We start from the raw sequence: 18,023 nt of genomic DNA, 5'->3' as shown, positions 1-18,023 counted from the left end.
CAAATAAATATTTTTAAGGATGAATAAAATTCTTATGTGGTCTGTAACTGCAGCTTTGGCAGGATTTCTTTTCGGGTTTGATGTAGTGGTAATTTCCGGGGCAGACAAAAAGTTGCAGGCACTCTGGAACAGCTCAGATGCATTTCACGGAGCAGTAGTGATGGGAATGGCATTATGGGGTACAGTGATAGGTGCTATTTTTGGTGGAATACCGACCAATAAATTGGGCAGGAAAAAAACGCTTTTGATTATTGGTGTTTTATATGCATTTTCTGCAATAGGAACGGCACTTTCCAATGATCCTTATCTGTTCGCATTTTTCAGATTTATGGGTGGTTTAGGTGTTGGTGCATCTACAATTGCTGCACCGGCTTATATTTCAGAGATTGCACCTGCAAAAGACCGTGGCAGAATGGTTTCCTTGTATCAGTTTAATATTGTTCTGGGGATTTTAGTTGCATTTTTATCAAATTATTTATTAAGTGGTATCGGTGATAACGACTGGCGTTGGATGCTTGGTGTACAGGCAATTCCCGCAACTATTTATACATTATGTGTAATCACAATTCCTGAAAGTCCAAGATGGCTGGTTTCCAAATCCAGAATAGAAGAAGCGAAAAAAGTGATGAAAATCCTAAGTCCAGATCAGGATTCTGACACTTTGATCACGCAGATGGAAGATGACCACGCAGAATCGCCACAGGAAAATATCTTTATGAAAAAATACCGTTTTCCGCTGATGCTGGCTTTTCTGGTAGCCTTTTTCAATCAGATGTCAGGGATAAATGCATTTCTTTACTACGCGCCGAGGATTTTTGGCGAAGCAGGATTAGGTGAGAAAACGGCACTTCTCAGCAGTATCGGGATAGGTGTTGTGAATATGGTTTTCACTTTAGTTGGAGTAAATCTCATTGATAAGGTGGGAAGAAGAACTCTGATGTATCTGGGTTCTGTAGGTTATATCATTTCTTTAGGATTGGTTTCTATGGCTTTTTATTTTCATTGGTCGGGATTGGCGATTCCAATTTTCCTGTTCCTGTTTATTGCTTCTCACGCTATTGGTCAGGGAACAGTGATCTGGGTGTTTATTTCTGAGATTTTCCCGAATCACCTGCGTGCATCAGGTCAGGCTTTCGGAAGTTCCACACACTGGCTTTTGGCAGCAGTTATTCCATCACTTATTCCCACATTATTTGCTACCATAGGCGCAGCGACCGTGTTTTTGGTCTTTACGGTTGCCATGGTATTCCAGTTATTATTTGTCATTTTTATGATGCCGGAAACCAAAGGTATATCGCTGGAAAAATTAAGCAGAACACTCACGAAATAGATTTTAAAAATGAGCTGTTTAAACTTAGGAAAGTGTTTTAAATATAATTAAAAATCTCCTGTTAAATAAATATAATGAAGAAAATCATATCAACTTTAATAATCGCAACGCTTTATTCCGGGCTCCAAGCGCAGTCTGGCTCCCAAGCCTCTGAAGAGCAGCTTTACAGACCCAATTACCACTTTACACCGAAAGCAAACTGGATGAATGATCCAAACGGATTGTATTATTCAGATGGTCTTTATCATTTGTTTTTTCAGTATTATCCCGGTGGAAACAAGTGGGGGCCAATGCATTGGGGACACGCAACCAGCAAAGACCTTATTAGATGGGAGGAGCAGCCCATTGCGCTTTATCCGGATGATTTAGGTTATATTTTTTCGGGAAGCGCTGTGGTAGATAAAAACAACATTTCCGGTTTTGGAGACGGAAAAAACATTCCAGTTTTAGCATTTTATACCTATCACGATCCATCAAAGGAAAAAGAAAATAAAACTGATGTTGAAAGTCAGGCTTTAGCGTATTCTTTGGATAACGGTAAAACGTGGACGAAATATAAAAATAATCCTGTAATTCAAAATCCAGGTATTCGGGATTTCAGAGATCCGAAAGTGATCCGAGATGAGATTCATCAGCAATGGATAATGAGTATTGCTGCGCACGACAAAACACAGTTTTATGCTTCTAAAAATTTGAAAGATTGGCAACTTTTGTCAGATTTTGGAAAAGATTTAGGTGCACACGGCGGTGTTTGGGAATGTCCGGATTTTTTTCCTATAAAAATTGAGGGAACACAGGAAACCAAATGGGTTTTGATTCAAAATCTTAATCCGGGTGGACCAAACGGAGGTTCTGGTGCCCAGTTTTTTGTGGGGGATTTTGATGGAAAAACATTTAAAATAGACCCTCTCTTTGAAAAACAACTGGCAAAAGAAAAAGCCGTGTGGTTAGATTGGGGAATGGATAATTATGCAAGTGTATCTTTTGACAACGTCCCAGAAAATAAAAGAGTAATCATCGGCTGGATGTCGAATTGGCTGTATGCGCAGGAAGTTCCCACAGAAAAGTGGAGAAGCAGTAACACCATTGCACGGGAAGTGAGCCTTGTAAAAAAGAAAGAAGGTTATATTCTTAAAAATGTACCCGTTTCTCAGCTGGAAAAATACCAGGGAAAGAAAATTTCAAAAAATATTACTCTGAAATCATCCCAATCTATTCTTAAAAATAATGAAATCGACCTTACAAAAGCAGTGATCGATTTTGATTTTAAGAAAATGACTGGCGGTGTTTATACATTTTCTCTCAGTAATTTTTTAGGTGAAAAAATCACTTTTGGAATCGATAATAAAGAGAAATCACTTTTCATAGACCGCAGGAAATCGGGAAAAACCAATTTCGGTGATAAATTCGCAGAAAAGGTAACAAAAGCGCCGCTTTCAAAAGCTGTAACTGAGGGAAAATTTAAAATTCTTCTGGATAAAACTTCCATCGAAATTTTCTTCAATGACGGCGAAAAGGTAATGACCGAAATTTTCTTCCCTAATGAAAGCTACTCGGAGCTAAGCTTATCCACAGATACCAAGGGAAGTACAGTAAAATTCAATGCTCATCAGATTAATATCAAATAAAAAACTATACTATGAAGAAATACAAAATAGCCATCGCTTTTTGCCTCTTGCCTTTTTCGTATGTATTTGCGCAGGAAGTTATTAAAGGTAAGGTAGTTTCCTCAGATCAAAAGCCTTTGAGCGGTGTAATTGTAACCGTTTCAGAAACAGGAACCAATACCACAACAGACAGCAGCGGTGCATTTCAGATCAATGATCTGCAAAAAGGAAACACCCTAATTTTTACTTATCCCGATTATTCTACCCGCGAAGTTGTCGTGGATGAAAAGACGGTTCTGAACATCGTTTTAGCTGCGGAGAAAATAAAAAGCATAGAAGAGGTTGTCGTAACAGGATATACAAAGCAGAGAAAGGCAGATATTACAGGTGCGGTTTCGGTGGTGGATATGAAAGACCTGAATAAGCAGACAGAACCCAATCCAATAAAATCCCTTCAGGGAAGGGTGGCAGGTGTGAATATTACAACCGACGGATCTCCTTCGGGCAGCAATACAAAAGTACTGATTCGTGGTGTAGGAACACTGAACAATACAGATCCTTTGTACGTCATAGATGGAGTTCCAACAAAAGCCGGTATGCATGAGCTTAATCCAAGTGACATAGAATCTATGCAGGTACTTAAAGATGCATCTTCTGCAAGTATCTACGGATCAAGGGCTGCGAATGGTGTTATCATCATCACGACCAAAAAAGGAAAAAAAGGAAAGATGAGAATCGACCTCAATTATTACACAGCGTATTCACAATATGCCAGAAAAACAGAGGTTCTGAATGCCAAACAATTCGGACAGGCTCTCTGGCAGGCCAATATCAATGACGGACTGAACCCGAATTTGAATAATCTCAGCTACAATTTCGATTGGGGCGTGCAGAATGGCATTCCTGTATTGTACAATAGTTTCGTACCTGAATATCTGGATGCAGCAAAAACCCTGAAATCAGCCAATACCAACTGGTATGATGAGGTTTCACAGACCGGTGTTGCCAATTCGCTGGATGTTTCTGCTTCAAGTGCTTCAGACAAAGGTTCTTATTTCTTCTCTTTGGGTTACTATGATAATGAAGGAATTGTGAAACTGACCAATTTTAAAAGACTGTCTGCCCGTGTAAATACCTCCTATAACTTTTTCGACGGAAAACTGAAAATCGGAGAAAATTTTACCTTCAATAAAACCAATGAACTGATGGATCCGGGTGTTTTGGATCCTGCTCTGCGAGCTTTACCAATCATCCCTGTTCGCACTGTAGACGGCATTGGATGGGGTGGTCCGGTTGGCGGAATGAATGACAGACAAAATCCTGTAAGATTATTGGAATACAACAAAGATAACGGTTATGAATACCAAAGATTCTTCGGAAATGTATTTGCTGAATTAACGCCCGTGAAAAATCTGACCTTAAAATCCAGTTTCGGGATAGATCTTTCCAATTATTATAAAAGAATGCTGCAAAGAAGCTATGTTTCGGGTTACTTGCAAAACAAAACCAATGCAGTAAACATTGACCAGTCAGACACCGAAAAATGGACATGGACCAATACTGCACAATACACAGCAAAAGCTGGTAAGCATCATTTTGATCTTCTGGGCGGAATGGAAATGTACAAAGACACGTTTAGAAATACCTGGCTGAGAAAAGAAGGTTTTTTAATTGAAACTCCTGATTATATGTATCCCGATGCCGGAACCGGAGACGCTTTCAACGGAGGAAGCTCTACATATTACAGCCTTTTGTCCTATTTTGGTAAATTTTCCTACGATTATGACAACCGCTATCTTTTCTCTGCAACAATGCGTTACGATGGGTCTTCAAGATTCGGGAAGAATAACCGTTTCGGAACTTTTCCTGCGTTCTCGGCAGGATGGAGAATCAATAAGGAACATTTTGCACAAAATCTTATTCCGTTTTTTTCAGATTTGAGGTTAAGAGCTGGCTGGGGACAGACCGGAAACCAGGAGATCAGTAATTCAGCGGTGTATTCTCTGTATATCGCAAATTATGCCGGAGGAAATCCTACCTGGGCGACATCTTACGGTACGGCTTACGATATTTCAGGTGTCGGTAGCGGATTGCTCCCTTCAGGCTTTATTGCAACACAAACCAAAAATGATGACCTTCGGTGGGAGACAACCACACAAACCAATTTAGGATTGGATTTCGGGTTGTTTAATCAGAAACTGACAGGAAGTGTAGATGTATATAAGAAAGCTACGAAAGATATTCTGGTGCTTCCACCTTATCTTGGTGTAATAGGAGAAGGGGGAGACCGCTGGATTAACGGTGCATCGATGGAAAACGAAGGAATTGAGGCTGCATTATCTTACCAGAATGAAACTGCGGGAGGTTTCCGCTATGAAGTTTCAGGGAATATCTCTATGAACCGCAACAAAATCACCGAACTTCCACAGTCTGTTGTCAATAACTACGGCGGGAACGGAACTACAGATAATATCCTTGGAAGACCCATCAACTCGATGTACGGTTATGTTGCAGACGGCCTTTTCAGGACGCAGTCTGAGGTGGATAATTCTGCTGCACAGCCAGGGAAAGGGCTGGGGAGAATCCGTTATGCCGATTTAAATAACGACGGCATTATTGACGATAAAGACAGAACATGGATAGGAAATCCCAATCCTGGGTTTACGTATGGAATCAATTTTAACTTTTCTTATAAAAACTTTGATCTTTCAACATTCTGGCAGGGCATCGGTGATGTAGATGTGATTAATTCAAAAAAATACCAGACTGATTTCTGGAGTGTGGATGATGTAGGGTCCAATAAAGGTACAAGGCTTTTGAACGCATGGTCTCCTCAAAACCCAAATTCGGATATTCCTGCTCTTACAACAGTAGACAGCAATGCAGAATCAAGATTTTCATCTTACTACGTGGAAAACGGAAGCTATCTTAAATTGAGGGTTCTGCAGTTGGGTTACACTTTCCCAAAATCTCTGATGGAGCAATATCATATCGCCAATTTCAGGATGTATGCAAGTGTACAGAATCTTTGGACAATAAAATCAAAAAGCTTTACAGGAATCGATCCTGAAACACCGGCATTCGGTTATCCATTACCGTTGACGTTCAATTTTGGAGTTAATTTTTCCCTATAATTTTTAAATAATAAAAAAATGAAAAAGAATATACTTTTAACAATAGCTTTTGCCTTTTTGCTGGGAACTACTTCCTGTAACGATTTTCTGGACAATGAGCCGAGAGGTGTACTGTCTGAAGCCGATGTGGTAACGCCTCAGAATGTGGATGGTTTTGTGGTTGCAGCCTATGCATCTCTCGGAAATGACCACTATGATACCCCTTTCAGTCTTTGGCCTTATGGAAACGTCCGTTCTGATGACGCGTACAAAGGAGGAAGCGGAACCAATGACATCCAGACCTTTCACTTCTTCGAAATTTCAAACAATATCCGTCCGGATTTTGGTGAATTAGACAGATTATGGTATCTCAATTACGTGGGAATTTCCAGATGTAACAAAGCGATTGCCGCACTTAATCAGCTTTCAGAATCCGAATATCCAAACAGGCAGAAGCGGATTGCCGAGATGAATTTCGTAAGAGGACATTACTACTTTTTACTGAAAACTTTATACAAATATGTGCCTTATGTGGATGAAAATACGTCCATTGATGATTATCCTAAAATTTCCAACAAAGCAAAAACAGACCAGGAGCTTTGGGAAGCAATTGCTTCTAATTTTGAATTTGCAGCCGCCAATCTTCCTGCAACCCAATCAGAAGTCGGAAGACCAAAGAAAAGTGCTGCCTACGCTTATCTTGCTAAAGTAAGGCTATATCAGGCATACGAGCAGGATGCTAACTACACGGTTACTCAGATCAATCCGGTAACACTTCAAAAATCTGTTGATGCTGCCAATCAGGTGATAGGAAATTATACACTGGAGCCAGATTTTGGATATAATTTTATGCCAGGAACGTACGAGAACGGTCCTGAAGCTGTATTTTCAATTCAGTATTCTGACAACGACGGAACGCTTTTCGGAAGGCTTAATTACGGTGATGTGCTTTCTCTTCCGCAAGGTTTAGGCTGCTGTGATTTTCATAAGCCAAGCCAGAATCTTGTGAATGCATTCAAAACAACCCCTCAGGGTTTACCGATGTTTGACACGTACAATGACTCGGATCTGAACTACAGTCAACTCAACAATTACAAAGTGGATCCAAGATTGTATCATACCGTCGCCCTGCCCGGATTGCCCTGGAAATATGAGGAAAACAAAATCTTTCAGGAAAGCTGGAGCAGAAGTCCCGGAACTTATGGATATTATGCCTCTTTAAAAGAAAATGTACCTGTGGGATGCGGCTGTACTGTGAATGTGGATCCTTTTTATGGCAATTCAAAAAACAGGATCATTATAAGATACTCCGATGTTTTGCTGATGAAAGCTGAAGCGTTAATTGAACTCGGACAGATCAACGAAGCACTACCATTAATCAATCAGGTAAGACAGCGTGCTGCCAACAGTACTGTTCTTACGGGGAATTATACGACCAATAATCTTATTAGCAAGTACGAGCCGGGAGTAAACTGCACATGGAATCAGGATTTTGCAAGAAAAGCATTGCGATGGGAGAGAAGAATGGAGTTTGCTATGGAAGGAAGCCGATTCTTTGACCTTGTGAGATGGGGAACTGCCGCGGGAACGATGAACAGCTATTATTCTGTAGAAAAAACGAAAAGATCCTTCTATTCTCAGGCAGGTTTTGACCATGGAATTGAGGAATACTGTCCGATTCCTCTGGCTCAGATCAATTTCAGTCAGGGACTGTACAAACAAAATAACGGATATTAAAAAAAGATTCAAATGAAAACAATATTCAAAAAAACTTACGTTATCATCATTCTGCTGATCTCTGCAGCTTTTACCTGGTCTTGCGACAGCCAGATGGAAGACGGCCTTGTTACGGATGTTTCAGTCAATATTTCTTCTTTTAGAGTGAATAATGTCTCAGGAGAAATAGACCATAAAAATGATAAAATCATCGTCACGCTTCCTTATGGAACAAGTGTGAAAGCTTTATCGCCAATCATAGAAATTCCACAAGGTTCTGTAATTTCCCCGGCTTCGGGAACTGTAATTGATTTTTCCCAGCCTGTCAAATTCAGAGTGAAGAACGGTAATATTTATAAAGATTACCAGGTGACGGTTCAGGCTCAGGTTCCAATTATCAGTTTTAAAATCAACGGATTATCGGCAACCATCAATCATTCCAGTAAGACGATTTTACTCACAATGCCGGAAGGAACAAATCTTACCGCATTGCAGCCAATCATAGAAACAGGAAACGGTGTAAGCATCAATCCTGTATCAGGAACAACTATTAACTTTACCAGTCCGGTTCCGTTTACTGTTTCTAACGGAAGTCTAATGGAAGTGTATACTGCGAAGGTAACAACTCCTGTATCAGGACCGTCCGTTTTATTCCTTGGGACAGCAACTACAAGAACAGGATTGACAAATCCGGATGAGATTGCAGCTTCTGACTGGCTTTTTGGAAAATATTCAGGAGCTGTCTATGTTTCGATTGCTGATGTCGCAAGTGGTGCAGCCAATCTTACGGGCATTGATGTGATCTGGTGGCATTTTGACTCGGCTACCGCTCTGCCGGGCGATGCGCTGAATACAAATGTAACTTCCAAAATCAAAACCTATTTGAATGGCGGAGGAAATATTTTGCTAACAAGCTTTGCTGCACAATATGTAGATGCACTGGGGATAGTTCCTGCAGGAAAAGGACCGAATAATGTTTTCGGAGATTTTCTTCCGAACGGATTTATTGATACAGGGAGTGACTGGGGAATTTCTTTCAAAGGAAATGAAAATCATCCTGTTTTCGATGGTCTTCAGACGTACGAAGCAGGAAAAGCTAATCTGCTTGAGAAAGGGACATTCCGTCTTAATCACACAGCATGGTGGTTTCTTCCTGATTGGGGTGGTTACGTAAATGGGGCCGGATGGAGAAACCAGACAGGTGGTAATAATCTTGCCAGCGAGGCTTGGGACAATACTTTGGACGGACGTGTTGCTATTGCTGAATTTCCCGGCGGAACTGCCAACAAAAAATGTATGGTCATCTGTATGGGTGCCTACGACTGGTACAATGAAACAGTGAACGGAAACCCGAGCCAACCCAATTCATTTCAGGATAACATAAAAAAGATGACGGAAAACAGCCTCAATTATCTTGTAACCAATTAATATCAGAACCCATGTCAATTAAAAAAATATATGTAGCAGCCGTACTTTCACTGGCAACATTTTCCTGTCAGAATCGTGATTCGGATACGGAGGTTAATCCGGAAGATATTTACAGCAAAACCAATATCTTTCCGCAGCCGCCCAATCAGTGGATGGGAGAGAACAATCCTTATTATACAGAAGGTTATGCAGGAGATGTAATGCCTTATTATGAAAACGGGAAGTTCCACCTTTTCTTTCTCCACGATGCAAAAACAAAACCCGCAGGAGAAGGATTTCACGATATTCACAGCTTCGAGACCGGTAATTTCACAGATTTTACTTATCAGGGAAGACAGATTCCTTACGGAACGTCATCAGAAGCCGATTTCGGAGTGGGAACAGGAAGCCTTGTGAAGGTAGGAAATACGTATTATTACTATTACACCGGTCATAACGCCGCAGCTTCGTTTCTTTCAGGCAATCCGCGGGAGAGCATTCTTTTGGCAACAAGTACAGATATGAAAAACTGGACAAAAGTAAAGAGTTTCAAAATGACTGCTCCGGCAGGATATTATGATTATGAATTCCGTGATCCACACGTTTTCTTTAACTCTGAAGACGGTAAATACTGGATGTTGGTCTCTGCTCAAACCTCTGATAAAAAAGCGGTTGTATTGAAATTTACCACAACCAATCCGGCAACCGGAAACTGGACTGTACAAAATCCGATTTATACAACCACCTCTTCCGAAAATTATATTATGCTGGAATGTCCGGACCTTTTCAAAATGGGCAATTATTGGTATCTTGTTTTTTCTGAAAACTGGAGCAGCAATACAGGAACGCATTACCGTATTTCGACTTCACCAAACGGACCTTGGACTACGCCTCAAAATGACCGTCTTGACGGCTCTTATCTATATGCAGCCAAAACAGTTTCGGATAATACAAACCGTTATCTGGTAGGATGGACCGCAAGAAAAACACCTGAAAATAATACCGGTGGAAAAGACTGGGCAGGAAATATTGTTGCTCACAGACTGCTTCAGAATCCGGACGGAACACTGGCTGTGAAACCTGTTTCGGGAGTACAATCTGTGTTTAATCAAAACAATGCATTATCAGTTGATAAAATCATCGGAAATGCCTCTCAGAATGGAAACAGCTTTAATTTATCTTCCAATTCTCAGATCACTTTTTCAAAACTTCAGAAGGCTAATCAGATTAACTTTACATTGAATGTATCTGCCGGAAAAGCAGGAATTATTCTGGCACAGGATACCGACGCCGGAAGTGGGGTAAAGATTGCCTTTGAACCTGCAAATAACAGAATCGCAGCTTATGTAATGAATTCCGGTTCGGAGGATCTTATGAATTCTTATTCGTTAAGTTCGGTTTCAGGAACATCATATACTGTAACAGCTTCTATGAGCAACGATGTTTGTGTGGTTTATATTAACGATAAAATCGCGTTCACAAACAGGATTTATAATGTAGTTAATAAAAAATGGAGTATTTTTAGTTCTTCAGACAGTTCATTCAGTAATGTCAATATTAAAAACCCCAATTAATGTCTATCAATAATAAAATTAATGTAATAAGTTTTGGCGAAGTACTTTTCGATGTTTTTGGAGAAGAGAAAAAAATTGGCGGAGCGCCTCTTAATCTGGCTCTCAGAACGGCTTCTTTTGGCTTTCCCGTGGCAATGATCAGTGCCGTAGGAAATGATGAAGACGGAAAGATAATTCTGGATTACACCGGAAAAAATGCTGTTGAAACTGCCGGGATTGCTGTTTCTCCGAAATATAATACAGGAATTGTGCAGGTTTCTTTAAATGAACGTGGTTCTGCAACGTACGAGATTAAATTTCCTTCTGCATGGGATTTTATCACTGTAGATGATAAGATAATGAATACCGTAAAAAAGGCCGATGTTTTTTTCTACGGAAGTCTTGCCTGCAGAAATGAAGTTTCCCAAAAGACGCTTTTCTCACTTTTAGATTTCAATGACAGAATGTTTAAAGTTTTTGATGTGAATTTAAGAAAGCCGTTTTACAACATTCAGCTTCTCGAAAAGCTTATGAAGAGAGCAGATTTTATCAAATTTAATGATGAGGAAATAGTGGAAATAGCTGCCGGAATGGGATTCGAGTCTGATGATCTGGAGTCAAACATTAAATTTATATCAGAAAAAACAGACACGAAGGCAATCTGTGTAACTTTAGGAAAGCACGGCTCTATCCTGCTGTGGAATAATGAACTGTACAGACACCAGGGCTTTCCTGTGAAAGTAGCAGATACAGTAGGTGCAGGAGATTCTTTTTTAGCCAGTCTGATTGCCAAATTGCTCTCAAATGAAAGTCCGGATGAAGCCCTGAATTTTGCAAGTGCCGTCGGGGCATTAGTAGCGAGTTACTCCGGGGCAAATCCTAAAATAGAAAGCTCTGAAATAGAGATATTTCGTAAGCAGAACGTTTTTCAGTAAGATAATTACACATATTGATCATAAAACAAAACTCTCTTTTTGGGAGTTTTGTCTGTTGACATTGATCTTCAAATTTTAATTCTCGGTAAATAATTTTTTGAATAATTAAAACAACATCATAAAAAATGGCGCCACTTGTCTTTAGTGGCGCCATTTGGTTGTTTGTGAACAAGACAGGAATCTATTCAAACCAATTATTGATTGATATTAATAAAGTTCTAGATGTTTTTAATCAGATGTAAAATGGTGATTTATATATTATAATGATTTATATCAGGTCAAATAGTGGACTCTTAAAAATCTCACTTACCTTCTTAAGTGTTTGCAACTTTTATACGGCGCAAGAATCTTAGAAAATGTGACCTTCTTGACCTTCTCCCAAAAATTTTACTTTTATTAAACTGATGATTTCCACCCAAAGAAACCGAAGTCAGTTCTGTGATCAGTAAATTGTGAATGTTTTGAAGCTCAACTCTTGCCGTGTTGTTTGCCGCACTGAATTTATCAAATCTCACTCTGTGTTTGTAATGAGTTTCGTCATCAGAAAGGGTTCCGTACATTCCTTTCAGATACAAGGTACTTTTCGGAGACAACACATATTCTAAAGCAGCATTTGCTCCTGTAGTTTTTCTTACCCATTATAATCACGAAGTTCCATTCTGAAAACTCCTTCGTCACCGCTTCTTCTTGCTTCAAAATTATACGTTGACCAGTTTCTGATGAAATGCGAAAAATTAACAAGATATCCGAACTTTTTGTCTTTCGTTCTTCCGCCGTAAAGCAGACCCAGATTGTAAACGCCTTTATCAGACTTTGCATTGTAACCTGTTCCTAAAGTCCCTCTGAACTCAGTTTTCATGGGAGGAGTTTTGGTGATAAAATTCACACCGCCACCAATTCCGTCTGCTTCCATATCGGGAGTAAAAGATTTGTTGACGTGTACATAAGAAATCAATTCTGTCGGAAAAAAATCAAAGGCTGTTGCTCTTGAGGTGGTTTCTTCTTCAGCGGTTGGAAGTCTATTTCCATTGATGGTTGTTGATGCCCAAAATGGAGGAAGTCCTCTTAAAGAAACAAATCTTCCTTCACCCTGATCGCGCTCGATGGAGACACCCTGAACTCTTTGTACGGTTTCGGCTGCGTTTCTGTCCGGTAGTTTACCAATACCGTCTGAGGCGATGACGTTTGAAATATTGATTGCATTTTTTTGCATATTCAAGGCACGGGCTTCACTGTTTCTGAGTGTTCCTGAAACGATAACTTCTTCGATATTCTTCTGACGCTGGTAAAGAACAATACTCCCTAAATCAAGATTCTGAGAATCAATAATTTCTACAGAAAGATTTTTTGGCTCAAAGCCTATATAACTTACTTTCAGATTGTATTGACCTGCCTTTAAATCGCTGATGGTAAATCTTCCTTCAGCATCAGTGATCAAAACTTTTGAGGTTCCTTCCACAGATACTGCGGCGCCCGGCAGAGCCTGACTATCATCAGAAACTATTCCTGTAACGATTTGCTTCTGTGCAAAAATGCCGATGGTGCAGCAGGCAAATAATGGAATGAAGCTTTTTTGGATTATGGTTTTCATTTTTTTTACAAATATTAAAATTACACTACAAAAATATGCCTGATTTTTAATATTTATAAACTTTTAATGTTAAGTAATAATGAAGAAATTTTATATTTAATTTGAATGAAATAAGCTGAAGTATGAAAACTTCTGCCTGACGAAAATAAAGAATAATGCTTTAAGAGAGGGAGATGTGAAGATTTCAGATGATTTTTTCTCAACGGGAATACAAAATTAATTCAAGACAGATATGAACAAATTATTACGTAATTATTAAATGGAAAAACAAAAAGTTTACTATTAGTAAACTTTTAAATTGCGGAGCATATGTCTGATTTATAATTTCAGAATTTTTCAGAATATAGGTAGAGAACCAGCATAATACATGATTCATCAGAAATGCTTACCGGAACATGAGGATGTTTTCCGTTGAAATAAAGTGCATCACCTTCGGATAAGATAATTTCTTCCTGATCAATAACGTATTTTACAGTTCCTTGTAAAATATATTTGAATTCCCAGGCATCGGTGATTACTTTTTCTCTTTTAGAACGTGGTTCCAAAGTCAGCAAAACAGCCTCGAAACCCAATGAATTTAAACTTTTGCTGAAGATGTGCATGTATTTGAATCCCTCTGCTTCTATTTCTTTTTCAATTACCTGCTGATCTTCTTTAGGAATGTAAATATATTTTGCTGTACTGCTTTTTTCTACGCCTTCAAAAAAATAGCTTGCATCAATGTTTAGCGATTGAATAAGATCCAATAATACAGGAAGAGAGGGTATCGTTCTGCCGTTTTCTATCCTTGAAATCAGTCCATTGCTCACATTGGCTCTGTTGGCAAGCTCATTAATTGTAAGATTGTTTTCTTTTCTGATATCCTTTATTCTTTTGCCGATGCCTATGATGAAGTCACTCATTCTATGATTATATTGATTTTGTAAAAGTATAAATTTATCCTTTCACAATATTACAAATAGTAAACTTATATTGGTGCTATTTTTATATCATATGAAATTTAAAAGACTGTTACTATCTAAAATAAAGACCACTTCAGATAATGAAGTTATGATTAACAAAGTTTAAGCAGGGGCAGTTTCTTTAATCATTTTGTCAGATCCTACACTACCGAACTTGCTACATTAATGAAAACAAGAGAGAAAAAAGAGGATATGATGTCGAACTATTACAGGATAATACCAGATTCCGCCAGCTAAAGTTTGAGAGTAAAGGTGCTTCCTCAGCTTATTAATCTATAAGGTAAAATACAATTATGGTAAAAATATTTAATGCACTGAAGACGGCAGAATACATAGTTGAAACGTATGTTTCAACACCTGTTGAAAAGCAGATTGACGTTGTGTCGGAATAGTAATGTTGTTGAATATCTATCTCTAATCTAAATGTTTTTAAAATTTAATATATATATTTAGTTTTCTAAAAATCCACTATGCTTGAAAATTTCGAATTCTATCTTTTTCTGGTTTTGCTTATCACTATGCTCATCATGCTGGCAAAGAAAATTCAGGTTGCATATCCCGTTTTGCTGGTCTTAGCCGGCCTTCTGATCAGTTTTATCCCCGGTACGCCACATATTAAAATAGAACCTGAATTATTATTCATCATTTTTTTACCTCCTCTGCTTTATGAGGCTGCATGGTCAACTTCATGGAAAGAACTATGGCGATGGCGTAGAATTATTTTTAGTTTTGCTTTTATAGTCGTTTTTTTTACTGCTATGTCAGTGGCTGTTTTTGCTAATTATTTTATTCCGGGATTTTCATTAGCCCTGGGGTTTTTATTGGGTGGAATCATTTCTCCACCAGATGCAGTGAGTGCTGGAGCAATTTTAAAATTTGTAAAGGTTCCGAAAAGACTGGTATCAATTCTCGAAGGTGAAAGTTTGCTTAACGATGCCTCTTCTCTCATTATTTTCAGATTTGCGATGATTGCTGCTGCAACCGGACAATTCGTTTGGCATGAAGCAGCTGGCAGTTTTATATGGATGTGTTTTGGAGGAGTAGGAATAGGTCTTGTTATTGCGCACATCTTTATGAAAATGCATAAAATTTTACCTACAGATTCAAACATTGATATTCTGTTGACTTTTATTGCGCCCTTTTCAATGTATTTGGCAGCAGAACAGCTACATGCATCCGGAGTTTTAGCTGTGGTAACCGGTGGGTTATTTCTTTCTTACCGGAGTCACGATTTTTTAAGCAGCGCATCACGGATACGTACGGTAACAGTTTGGGAAAGCTTTTGCTTTTTGTTAAATGGAATCGTTTTCATGCTTATCGGTTTAGACCTGCAGGAAATTGTTTCCGGCTTAGGTGATACAGATTTATACACTGCAATCGGTTATGGAGTTGCAGTTACTGTTGTATTGATTCTTGTGAGAATAGTTGCCGGCTACGGAGCGTTAATTACAACTTTAATTATGAGAAATTTTATTACCGTTGCTGATGCGCAGTCACCCGGCTGGCAAACGCCCATGATTATTGGCTGGACTGGAATGAGAGGAGTAGTTTCTTTGGCCGCAGCGCTTTCCATTCCCCTGACTTTGGATGATGGAACACCTTTCCCACAAAGAAATATGATTCTCTTCATTACTTTTATTGTTATTCTTTTAACTCTATTGCTGCAAGGTCTCACACTTCCTATTTTACTTAAAAGGTTTCCACCTGTAGATCGGGACTTTATAAAAAGTGAGAAAGAGATTGATTACGATATTCAAAACAGCTTGGCAGAAGTGGCAATTAATAAAATCCACAGCGATTATGCCCACAAAATAGAAAGTTTCCCGGCGTTGAAAGATCAATTACAGAAATACGAAAACCAATTAAGCAGTTCTGAGATCATTCTCAATTTTGATGAGTACAGAAAGATTTATATCGACATTCTCGAAAGTCAGAGAAGCTGGCTGATCAATAAAAACAGAGAAGAGCTCCTGTTAGATGAAGAAATAATCAGAAAACATCTTCGCCTGCTAGATCTTCAGGAGGAAAGATTAAATATGAGAAGCTAATATTTTGTTATATTTTTTGTGGTCTGTCATTAGAGCCTGTTTCTCGTATTGGAATCCAGCTCGGATCTATCAGTAAAGTCTTGTCTCAACAGGTAAGGTAATAATAGCTTTTTGAATAATCTAAAGATGATGTGTGTGCTTTAGAAGAATGATTGCATCTTTTAGCAAAACGGTATTGTGACTTTAAGAGCGTCATCGTTATCAGGAAGCTTGTTTTTTTTTGCAATACTCATCAAATTTAAAGATTAAGTCAACGCAACGGACTTACTTAATATGCTTATTAAAAGAGAATCATAAGAAAGACTACCATTTCCAAAATATGTCATGGAATTCCAGAACATGAATCCGGACCAATTCTCATTTAATTTTATTAGTAAATCAGATTGAGTATTATGGAAAATAAGTACAAACAAAATCAGGAACAGAATATAAAAATCCAATCCACCGACACTTTAGTGGTTCTCCACAATAACAGCAATACTATCGGCATTGTACAAAACATCAATCCAGACGGGACGATCAATTACAACGAACCCGAGCAAGAATATTTAAATACCATCTTAAAAATTAACTCAAAAGAAGCCAGCTTCACCCAATTCTATTCAGATTTGTACCACAAGTTATAAAACCCTGAAGAATTCACCTTTTTCAAAGTAACTTAATACGAAGCCAATGAAACAGCTGAATACCTTCAGGACTACATCGGTCAGGCAAGTGTAAAAGAATCGACCAGCTCAAAGACTATGCAGTTTCCATCGATGCAGTACAAGCGGCGTTGGATCGTCAAAATAAACTCACCCAATTTCAGCAAAGTAAAAGTAATTATCCTTACATTAAGAAAATCAATACCGCTATGTCCCTGAACAGATCGACTGGAAAATCATGAGCAGGCTCATTCTTACAAAAGAAATACTCGAACAGCTCAACGCCATGGAACCCTTACTCAAAGGATATAAAACACCCATGTTGATTCCCATCACGTTTAATCAGGGAACCATCACAACGACCGTGGATGTCAGACTTTCCTTAAGACTCAACGATGTCGGATGCCTTGAAGTAAGCATTCACCCCGTCAGAAAAGAACCAGACTTCGCCACCCAACTCATCGGTCATGACTTCATCCAACAAGACCAAATCAATCTCCTGGAAACAGGAAACATGGGCGGGGTGGTCAATCTGATCAATCCTATGACTGACGAAATCACTCCGTCCGTCATCAGCAGAGACCGACTAACCAACCAACTCAAGACATTACGAGCAGAATATATCAGAATCCCATTGGTTCTCTGTGGAGTCACCCTTAACAAAGATCAAAAGAAAACCCTGGAAAGAAGGAAAACCCTTATATATTGAAAACATGATCTCCAAAAGAGGAACCCTCTTCAATGCCACCGTCCAGTTCAATGCCGACAAAAGATATGTAGAATTCCTATTCAACAGAAACATCAATAAAAGCATCAATACTTTACAAAACCATTTAAAACACAAAACCCGCCCAACCCTCCTCAAAGCAGAAGTGCCTACTACCTTCAGAGGCAAACCCCTCCACAAATGGCAGATCGAAAAACTCAAAGCAGGGGAGACCGCCTACATCAACGGACTCAACGACAGCAAAGGAAAGAAATACCAAGGCTATATTAGTTTCCATAATAAGATAGGAAAGTTTGAGTTTTCGTTTAAAAATCCGGTAAAAGAACAAGTAAGGATAACTAAAACAGTTAACAAATCCAAAGGTCGCAAAATGTGAACTTTCTAAACCTG

At 38.9% G+C, this 18,023-nt stretch carries 13 protein-coding genes and 2 pseudogenes; 12 read left to right on the top strand and 3 right to left on the bottom strand.

What is annotated here, in order from left to right:
* The first annotated feature begins 19 nt into the window (after nucleotides 1–19).
* The 7 genes from ASG31_RS08970 (at nucleotide 20) to ASG31_RS08940 (ending at nucleotide 11,661) form a co-directional block, all read left to right on the top strand.
* Nucleotides 20–1,330, top strand: coding sequence for a sugar porter family MFS transporter (locus ASG31_RS08970; protein ID WP_056030864.1), 1,311 nt, complete (start codon nucleotides 20–22; stop codon nucleotides 1,328–1,330).
* 74 nt (nucleotides 1,331–1,404) lie between these two features.
* Nucleotides 1,405–2,958 carry a glycoside hydrolase family 32 protein gene (locus ASG31_RS08965; RefSeq protein ID WP_056030861.1) on the top strand — a complete coding sequence of 518 codons (1,554 nt, stop codon included), beginning with the start codon at nucleotides 1,405–1,407 and terminating at the stop codon, nucleotides 2,956–2,958.
* Nucleotides 2,959–2,969: 11 nt separating this feature from the next.
* The gene (locus ASG31_RS08960) at nucleotides 2,970–6,071 is read left to right on the top strand and encodes a SusC/RagA family TonB-linked outer membrane protein (protein ID WP_082504521.1); all 3,102 of its coding nucleotides are present in this window, start codon (nucleotides 2,970–2,972) and stop codon (nucleotides 6,069–6,071) included.
* 18 nt (nucleotides 6,072–6,089) lie between these two features.
* Nucleotides 6,090–7,787, top strand: a complete 1,698-nt coding sequence (locus ASG31_RS08955) for a RagB/SusD family nutrient uptake outer membrane protein (RefSeq protein WP_056030854.1) — start codon at nucleotides 6,090–6,092, stop codon at nucleotides 7,785–7,787.
* A gap of 12 nt (nucleotides 7,788–7,799) precedes the next feature.
* Nucleotides 7,800–9,194 (top strand): DUF4960 domain-containing protein, encoded by a 1,395-nt coding sequence (locus ASG31_RS08950; protein WP_056030851.1) that lies wholly within the window; start codon nucleotides 7,800–7,802, stop codon nucleotides 9,192–9,194.
* A gap of 11 nt (nucleotides 9,195–9,205) precedes the next feature.
* On the top strand, nucleotides 9,206–10,747 hold the full coding sequence (locus tag ASG31_RS08945; RefSeq protein WP_056030849.1) for a glycoside hydrolase family 32 protein: 1,542 nt from the start codon (nucleotides 9,206–9,208) through the stop codon (nucleotides 10,745–10,747).
* Nucleotides 10,747–11,661: a carbohydrate kinase family protein gene (locus ASG31_RS08940; protein ID WP_056030846.1), complete on the top strand. Its 915-nt coding sequence runs from the start codon at nucleotides 10,747–10,749 to the stop codon at nucleotides 11,659–11,661. The genes ASG31_RS08945 and ASG31_RS08940 overlap by 1 nt, the downstream gene beginning before the upstream one ends.
* Nucleotides 11,662–11,975: 314 nt before the next feature.
* Here the strand turns inward: ASG31_RS08940 and ASG31_RS18880 are convergent, their stop codons facing one another.
* The 3 genes from ASG31_RS18880 to ASG31_RS08930 all read right to left on the bottom strand — a co-directional run bounded on the left by ASG31_RS18880 (nucleotide 11,976) and on the right by ASG31_RS08930 (nucleotide 14,154).
* Nucleotides 11,976–12,257: a hypothetical protein gene (locus tag ASG31_RS18880; RefSeq protein WP_231433780.1), complete on the bottom strand. Its 282-nt coding sequence runs from the start codon at nucleotides 12,255–12,257 to the stop codon at nucleotides 11,976–11,978.
* A gap of 35 nt (nucleotides 12,258–12,292) precedes the next feature.
* Nucleotides 12,293–13,252 (bottom strand): TonB-dependent receptor, encoded by a 960-nt coding sequence (locus ASG31_RS08935; RefSeq protein WP_231433781.1) that lies wholly within the window; start codon nucleotides 13,250–13,252, stop codon nucleotides 12,293–12,295.
* A 326-nt stretch (nucleotides 13,253–13,578) separates the two neighbouring features.
* Nucleotides 13,579–14,154, bottom strand: coding sequence for a helix-turn-helix domain-containing protein (locus tag ASG31_RS08930; RefSeq protein ID WP_056030843.1), 576 nt, complete (start codon nucleotides 14,152–14,154; stop codon nucleotides 13,579–13,581).
* A 530-nt stretch (nucleotides 14,155–14,684) separates the two neighbouring features.
* Here ASG31_RS08930 and ASG31_RS08925 point away from each other — a divergent pair.
* From ASG31_RS08925 to ASG31_RS08910, 5 genes and pseudogenes are all read left to right on the top strand, one after another.
* A complete protein-coding gene (locus ASG31_RS08925) occupies nucleotides 14,685–16,262 on the top strand; it encodes a Na+/H+ antiporter (RefSeq protein WP_056030840.1) in 1,578 nt (525 codons plus the stop codon).
* A 392-nt stretch (nucleotides 16,263–16,654) separates the two neighbouring features.
* Nucleotides 16,655–16,888 (top strand): hypothetical protein, encoded by a 234-nt coding sequence (locus ASG31_RS08920; RefSeq protein WP_056030837.1) that lies wholly within the window; start codon nucleotides 16,655–16,657, stop codon nucleotides 16,886–16,888.
* 238 nt (nucleotides 16,889–17,126) lie between these two features.
* Nucleotides 17,127–17,579: pseudogene (locus tag ASG31_RS08915) on the top strand (DUF4099 domain-containing protein); the annotation flags it as partial.
* Nucleotides 17,551–17,619, top strand: a pseudogene (locus tag ASG31_RS19185) (hypothetical protein); the annotation flags it as partial. The pseudogenes ASG31_RS08915 and ASG31_RS19185, both read left to right, overlap by 29 nt.
* On the top strand, nucleotides 17,620–18,009 hold the full coding sequence (locus ASG31_RS08910; RefSeq protein WP_056030831.1) for a hypothetical protein: 390 nt from the start codon (nucleotides 17,620–17,622) through the stop codon (nucleotides 18,007–18,009).
* The last annotated feature ends 14 nt before the right edge of the window (nucleotides 18,010–18,023 follow it).

The sequence above is a fragment of the Chryseobacterium sp. Leaf404 genome (assembly GCF_001424145.1).
In the GTDB taxonomy this organism is placed as follows: domain Bacteria; phylum Bacteroidota; class Bacteroidia; order Flavobacteriales; family Weeksellaceae; genus Chryseobacterium.
Note: the sequence above shows the minus strand (reverse complement) of the source record. Positions and strands in the feature narration are given on the sequence as shown.

Coding starts and splice junctions, on each gene's coding strand:
- ASG31_RS08970 (WP_056030864.1), top strand. CDS start 20: ATGAATAAAATTCTTATGTGGTCTGTAACTGCAGCTTTGGCAGGATTT.
- ASG31_RS08965 (WP_056030861.1), top strand. CDS start 1,405: ATGAAGAAAATCATATCAACTTTAATAATCGCAACGCTTTATTCCGGG.
- ASG31_RS08960 (WP_082504521.1), top strand. CDS start 2,970: ATGAAGAAATACAAAATAGCCATCGCTTTTTGCCTCTTGCCTTTTTCG.
- ASG31_RS08955 (WP_056030854.1), top strand. CDS start 6,090: ATGAAAAAGAATATACTTTTAACAATAGCTTTTGCCTTTTTGCTGGGA.
- ASG31_RS08950 (WP_056030851.1), top strand. CDS start 7,800: ATGAAAACAATATTCAAAAAAACTTACGTTATCATCATTCTGCTGATC.
- ASG31_RS08945 (WP_056030849.1), top strand. CDS start 9,206: ATGTCAATTAAAAAAATATATGTAGCAGCCGTACTTTCACTGGCAACA.
- ASG31_RS08940 (WP_056030846.1), top strand. CDS start 10,747: ATGTCTATCAATAATAAAATTAATGTAATAAGTTTTGGCGAAGTACTT.
- ASG31_RS08935 (WP_231433781.1), bottom strand. CDS start 13,252: ATGAAAACCATAATCCAAAAAAGCTTCATTCCATTATTTGCCTGCTGC.
- ASG31_RS08930 (WP_056030843.1), bottom strand. CDS start 14,154: ATGAGTGACTTCATCATAGGCATCGGCAAAAGAATAAAGGATATCAGA.
- ASG31_RS08925 (WP_056030840.1), top strand. CDS start 14,685: ATGCTTGAAAATTTCGAATTCTATCTTTTTCTGGTTTTGCTTATCACT.
- ASG31_RS08920 (WP_056030837.1), top strand. CDS start 16,655: ATGGAAAATAAGTACAAACAAAATCAGGAACAGAATATAAAAATCCAA.
- ASG31_RS08910 (WP_056030831.1), top strand. CDS start 17,620: ATGATCTCCAAAAGAGGAACCCTCTTCAATGCCACCGTCCAGTTCAAT.